The sequence below is a fragment of the Chamaesiphon sp. OTE_8_metabat_110 genome (assembly GCF_031382685.1).
Lineage (GTDB): Bacteria > Cyanobacteriota > Cyanobacteriia > Cyanobacteriales > Chamaesiphonaceae > Chamaesiphon.
Genome location: NZ_JANMZA010000599.1, coordinates 1 through 5,938 on the forward strand (window position 1 = coordinate 1; position 5,938 = coordinate 5,938).

General features: G+C 42.7%; 8 protein-coding genes. 1 reads left to right on the top strand and 7 read right to left on the bottom strand.

Features of this window, described 5'->3' with window-relative positions; genetic code table 11:
* Both RMO52_RS21565 and RMO52_RS21570 read right to left on the bottom strand, forming a co-directional pair.
* Nucleotides 1–552, bottom strand: a 552-nt coding sequence (locus tag RMO52_RS21565; RefSeq protein ID WP_310418427.1) for a M23 family metallopeptidase, incomplete at its 3' end; no start/stop codon positions are given.
* Between the two features lie 374 nt (nt 553–926).
* Nucleotides 927–1,451: a hypothetical protein gene (locus tag RMO52_RS21570; protein ID WP_310418430.1), complete on the bottom strand. Its 525-nt coding sequence runs from the start codon at nt 1,449–1,451 to the stop codon at nt 927–929.
* 163 nt (nt 1,452–1,614) lie between these two features.
* Between RMO52_RS21570 and RMO52_RS21575 the strand changes: the two genes are divergently transcribed.
* Nucleotides 1,615–2,091: an outer membrane beta-barrel protein gene (locus RMO52_RS21575; RefSeq protein ID WP_309745473.1), complete on the top strand. Its 477-nt coding sequence runs from the start codon at nt 1,615–1,617 to the stop codon at nt 2,089–2,091.
* Nucleotides 2,092–2,335: 244 nt separating this feature from the next.
* On the opposite strand, the gene RMO52_RS21580 is transcribed toward RMO52_RS21575, so the two are convergent.
* The 5 genes from RMO52_RS21580 to RMO52_RS21600 all read right to left on the bottom strand — a co-directional run bounded on the left by RMO52_RS21580 (nt 2,336) and on the right by RMO52_RS21600 (nt 5,620).
* On the bottom strand, nt 2,336–2,647 hold the full coding sequence (locus tag RMO52_RS21580) for an SH3 domain-containing protein (protein ID WP_309745471.1): 312 nt from the start codon (nt 2,645–2,647) through the stop codon (nt 2,336–2,338).
* Between the two features lie 157 nt (nt 2,648–2,804).
* Nucleotides 2,805–3,128 (bottom strand): SH3 domain-containing protein, encoded by a 324-nt coding sequence (locus tag RMO52_RS21585; protein ID WP_310418433.1) that lies wholly within the window; start codon nt 3,126–3,128, stop codon nt 2,805–2,807.
* Nucleotides 3,129–3,160: 32 nt separating this feature from the next.
* Nucleotides 3,161–3,877: a L,D-transpeptidase gene (locus RMO52_RS21590; RefSeq protein ID WP_310418436.1), complete on the bottom strand. Its 717-nt coding sequence runs from the start codon at nt 3,875–3,877 to the stop codon at nt 3,161–3,163.
* Between the two features lie 740 nt (nt 3,878–4,617).
* On the bottom strand, nt 4,618–4,875 hold the full coding sequence (locus tag RMO52_RS21595; protein WP_309745464.1) for a DUF4351 domain-containing protein: 258 nt from the start codon (nt 4,873–4,875) through the stop codon (nt 4,618–4,620).
* Nucleotides 4,876–4,903: 28 nt separating this feature from the next.
* Nucleotides 4,904–5,620 carry a DUF928 domain-containing protein gene (locus RMO52_RS21600; protein ID WP_310418440.1) on the bottom strand — a complete coding sequence of 239 codons (717 nt, stop codon included), beginning with the start codon at nt 5,618–5,620 and terminating at the stop codon, nt 4,904–4,906.
* Between the last annotated feature and the right edge of the window lie 318 nt (nt 5,621–5,938).

Consider the following 5,938-nt stretch of genomic DNA (forward strand, 5'->3'; position numbering starts at 1 on the left):
GTTGTTACTAGCCTTACCTGTGAAATTAACCATACGGATGTTATCATCACGACGGGGAGGCATCTGTGTCTGTATCTGTCCGTTTCTGGAAGTGTATGTTCCCCCCCTCATATCCGCGACTCGATAGCCATCCACAACTAAGTTGCGATTTGGAAAATTGATATGAAGATGAGGTCCAGTAGATATCGCACAACGAGGATCGTTTGGTGTATCGGCAGCTACGACACCAATTTGCTGACCTTTTTGGAAAGATTGACCCTTGTATAATCCAGATGCTCTGACGTGCATTAATGTGTAATTACCATCTGGAGAGCTAAAGTAAATAGCGTTGTGATTGTTCCCTCCTCTGGCTTGACAAACACTGATTATTGTTGAGTCAACAGGTGCTAATACTGGCGTTCCAGCATTAATAGCGAAGTCAACAGCATTCGATTTTCCGTTCCAGCCATCATTATGAGAACCAGTACCTCTAGTAATTCCAGCATTCGCACCTGCTTGCCACGGCAAGCTCCAGTCTGCTGCTAAGCTAGGCGCAGCAGTCGCAAAAGACATTAGGATTGTAACAGGCAAAGAGAAAGCTTTTAACTTTGCTCTTGTGTTAAATTGAATTGGACGTTTCATGATTTGTATTTATTTTTTAGAGAAAGCGGGGTGTCTCTTTTTACTTATCCAGTCAAAATATTCAACATTATGCAAGAAAATTTACATAATACGGACATTTTACTGAAATTGAAGATTGAGATATCTGAACTTCTTTGTCACAGGATAATCTAGTCAGACCAGATTTTTTAGACAATCGATCGGTGCGTAAAGATAGGGGCATTGCTTAGATTTTTATCTGTATCTAAACAAGCTCCAATTATTTAATAGTAGCCATCAAAAAGTAAAATTTTTACTCCTCAAATAGCTTCTTATTTAGGTATTATCTATCCCAAGGGAATAGAATCGGTATTGTTATCATCATTTGTCGATAATCCTGCATCTGCATTACTAGGAGTTGCAGATGAAGAAGATCCTCCATTGGAAGAATCACTATTTGTTGATAATCCTACATCTGCATTACTAGGAGTTGCAGATGAAGAATCGACCTGTGGATATGTTCTTGGTTCTGGTGTTGGTTGCTTTACCCCACCATTCTTTAGGGCACCCCAAACATCATTCCAGTTCATTCCAGCAGTAGCAGGAGTAAAACTGGTGGCAATTAATACAGTTACTATGGAGCCAGCCAAAATCGATAAAAATTTCTTCATGAGTACTCGTGTCCAGAAAAAGGGGTTGTATACTTCTATACTTTTATCAGATGGATTTACTGCTTTTATGCAAAATTTAGACACTACTTCTACATCAAAATTATAAAAGTTAAAAATGTATACGCAAATTTTACGTACGTGAATATACTTATTTCTAGTTTTATTGAATTTTAACAATATCTTAAAAACTATAGTAGGCAAAGCTTCTAGCAGCTATCTATCCCTTCAGCTAAAAAAACAACTAAAAAATTTGCATAAATTAAACATTTAGCCCTGAATAATATTTAGGGTGATACGCATTTAAATTCAATAATTTAATGCCTATAACTCCTACAACTGTGTAAAGTTACATTATTGGGGTAATATGAAGAAGTTTTTGTCCGTTTTGGTTACTACCGCATTAGTAAGCGTCGCAACACAACTACCTAGTCAAGCTGATGAAGCGAAAAAAAATTATGTTGGGGTAGGTGCAACTTTTATCGGTGATACAACAGGTCTTGGCGTTGTATCAAAAATTGGAGTTGCTGAGAATATTTCTGTTCGACCTTTTGTAAGTATCTTAGGCTCTTCTGGCGATACAAGTCTCTACATTGCTGGAGTCAGTGCAACATACGATTTCAACCTTTCAAACGCTGATTTGACTCCTTATGCTGGACTAGGCTACAGTAGTATTGGTGTTACGGATGGTAACGCAACGGCAAATTTAGTGTCTAGTTTTTACGCTGAAGTTGGTGCAGATTATAATGTCTCTGACAGTTTTACTATCAATGGAACTTATAGATACTTTTTTGCTGGTAACGATGGCGGTTCGTTGGGTTTAGGCGTTGGCTACCGATTTTAAATCAATTTAATAGAATGATTACGGAACGATCGTAAGTACAGCCCCAATTTCTTGAAGAAATTGGGGCTGTATTATTCATTAACATGCCGCTATGTAATAAATTAATAATTAGTTGATGAATTGACCTAGAAAGCAATTTTACAGTCTTACCTCAATAAAACAATACCTCCGATCTAATTTCTGCTGGGCAAAATCTCGATCGAGAGGTATTAAGATTGAAAACTATTTAGATTGTCGCTCTACTTTATTGAGGCGCACCACAAACATAGTCAGCTCTGACCCAACCTTGCCGACCGTTAGCAGAAGTCAACCACCATCGGAAGCCATCGCGTCCGTACTGGCTATTGGTAAGTACGACAGAGTTACCATCGCGAATTTGAGTTAGGACGCGATAGTTCTTGCCAGGGCCATTCCGTAATGAAAGGCTACTGCCACGAGTAGCAGTGCAGACATTACCATAGCTGTTACCTTGTGCAGAACGATATGCAGGGCCGACTTGAGCAGAAGCGGGGAGTGCGATCGCGAATAACAATGCTGTAGCGGTTAAAATTTTCATGATGTTGTAACGGTTCGGGGTGATTTTGGTCTAGAAATTGGAAAGTCAGTTTTTCTGCGTATTCATACGCCAACAAAAGTATCTTCCTATACTTATATCAGCGCAATTGATAATGTTTATGCAACCGATCTAATGTGTCGGGTGAAAATGGTTTTATTTACCCAGCACACTCAGGCTCACAGATATAATCCGATCGAACCCATCCCCGACGACCATTAGAGGAAGTTCGCAACCATTGAAAGCCATCTTTCCCATACTGACTGCCGTTAAAGGATAAGCCAGTACCGTTCGATACTTGCTTGAGAACGCGATAGCTTTTACCAGGGCCGCTCCGAATCGATAGACTGCTACTTCCTTGAGCAGTACAGACGTTGCCATAGGTTAGGTTTTTAGTGACACGATTAGAGTAAGCAGGGCCAACTTGAGCAGTAGCAGGAAGTACGATCGCGAATAATAAGGCTGTAGCGGTTAAAACTTTCATGATGTTCTAATGATTCGGGGTAATTTAGTGAGTTACTGACGTTCGGCAACATCTGGATTGTCAGCAGCTTTAGTATTAATTGCGACTTGGAGATCGCGGATTTGATAGTTTTTGATATCAGCCCATAAAGATTTGAAATCTGCTGAAGTTATCAGTCCAATACAACCAGATGTGCCATCTTCTTTCGGGTCTTTGTTATATGATGGATCGACGTGAAATCCTAACGCAGACCGACCAGTATTAAATAATGGTGAAATTGGCAAAAATGGTTGACGAACACCAAGCCCTTCGACTTTACCTACCTCTACCAATAGCCCTGGAGTAAGAGCGGTGCCTATTCGGTATTTTCCATTTGGCAAAGGGGATTGAGTACCACTTTGATTGCGATTTCTCTGCTGAGTAAAGTTTCTGCCTGTGACAATTTGATAACTCCTAACTTCTTTGCCACCAACGCACAAATACATTGGATAAATTGGATTGTTGTATTTATTCTTAGCAATCCTATTCCCAATAAACAGGTGATTATTAATTCCAGTACACCGACCGCCACTGGCTGAATCGATCGATGATTTTGAAATTTCAGTGCTAGTAGTTGCTGACTCCTTTGGCTGACTTACAGCTATTGCTGAAGTTTTCTCAATGTTCGCTGTTTGATTCAAATCTGCGATTGCTGTCTGTGCTTGACTATTTGAGCAACTAGTGAGAGCGATCGAACAGATGAGCGTAGTTAATATAAGTTTTGAGTTCACAATGGCTATATAGGTAAATTTTTCAGTCTGTAAAGTGTTTGCTTGTAATAAGTAAAGCGACTTAAATTTCTTTCGATATCTAATTTATAACTAGGCTCAATCCTAATAGTTGTGATTAAGATCTCTCGACCGATGTAATAATTAGAAATTAATAAGATCTAATTTTTTACAGATAAATATGACGAATAATAAGCAAAAGTAGTACATTTTCAAAACTGAAAATGTACTAAGAAATATTTAACGTGTGGTAAATAGTTGTTGTAAATTAGCGAAGGCGATCGGATGTCATCAGCATCCTTGGCAAAGCCACTCCGCGCGGGAGCAGTCGATCGCTAATTACGTGTTTTGCTTCAAATTCATACTGAGTTTAAACAAATTAGTAAGTATGCTTATATACTTCTATCAGCCAAATCTACGGTTATTATGCAAACAAATCTAGGCGATCGACGATCGAGCTAGATTAAATTAACGCTAAAACTATTGGTGTCCGAGGTTCATAGCTGGTTAGCTAGATGAAAAAATATTCTATGCAAGCTCTTACCCGCGCGAATTTTTGGGGGAATTTGCATAAATTCCCCAGTTAGCCCTGATAAGTAAACAGGATGCTTTGTCAGCAGATCGATCGTGCCTCAGAGTGTAGGCAAGAGTCGCTTAAGGTGTCCGCGCTGGTTAGCTCCGGCAATGACAGGGTTTTATAGTAATGGAGAAAATGTAGCCAGAGCTGCATCTTCTTCCTATTATCAAGCACGATCGAGCCAACCAAGCAACTCTTCAACAGTATTGAAATCTAACAGCTCCTCAGCGAGGTCTTCCAGCCGCTCTACAGATAGCTGAGTTATCTGCCCTTGCACTTGCTCGGATAGCACTCCAAATCGCTTGTGGAGCGATTTAAGTGTCAATGCCAACTCACCCGCCTTACGACCATTGAGTTCGCCGCGTTGCTCGCCACGTAATTCGGCAGCTTGAATTTGTTCAAGACAGAAGGGAGATAGTTGCACGATCGGCTCCTGTTCTTCGGTATTAATTTTACCTCGCTGGTTTCCAGCCAGCCGACTCCATCAGTCGTTGGACGCCGATCTCGCCATCGGTTCCGGCGACTAGATCGAGGGCATCGTACCAATATCCCGATCGCGCAAATTCTAGCACCTGCTCAGAGCGAGATAGTCGCGCCACTCGCTGTAACAGTGCTGGCTGTGGCGTAACCATGACTAAGCCGCTGACGAAGGGATTGCGGGAGAGATTTTCTTCGTCGCAGACTACGGTGAGCGTCCAGGCTAACACGCCGGGATGATTCAATAATGGGGAGGTTGCGCCGATGAGTGATGTGGGTAGTTTGAGGGCGACTAATCCGGGCTGGGCGGGTAAGGTGACGGGGACTCTGATAAATGGTGCCGATCGAAAGTCATCGATCGTCCGTACCGATAATACGCCGCTCAGTGGTGTGTCAGTAGCGTAGGGCATATAGACCCAGAATTTGGGATTGGTGGTCGCGCTCAGGCCGCCAAAGTCCCCTGGTGGGACGATCGCGGTTAAGCCGCGTGCGGGATCGGCTCTAGTTAGACAGATGCTGCGTTTACCGCCGCCGTAAATAATATCTTTGGGCGCTCCTTTTCTAGACAATACTGAAAAGGTCGGATCGGGACTGTATTGGAGTGGTGCGGTTTGGGCTGTTAATGGTGGGGCGATGAGCAGTAGCCAAGCCGTTAGACTGAGGAGCGTTCGCGCAAGAGAATGAACAGACATGCGATTAGTACGGGAACTGATAAATTTGGTGGTGTTGCTGAATCCAGGTATGATTTGCTCTTCAGTCCCGCCAGATCCTTCGGCTCTGGCTCCCCTCTGTCTTGAATCGCTGCTTGGTGCGCTAAACCCACGGGGAACCCGAGGAGCGCGCATCCGCAAACCGTCGGGGAACAGAGGCGTGCGCGAATCGCTCCCAAGCTTGGGAGCGTCGTTTTTATTCGGGGGGAACCCCCGAATAAAAAAACGACAAGACAGAGGGGTTGGGGGTGAGCGGATGAGATCGCGCTGAGGCTTCCTCAGCGTGCGTTTCACCAAGCA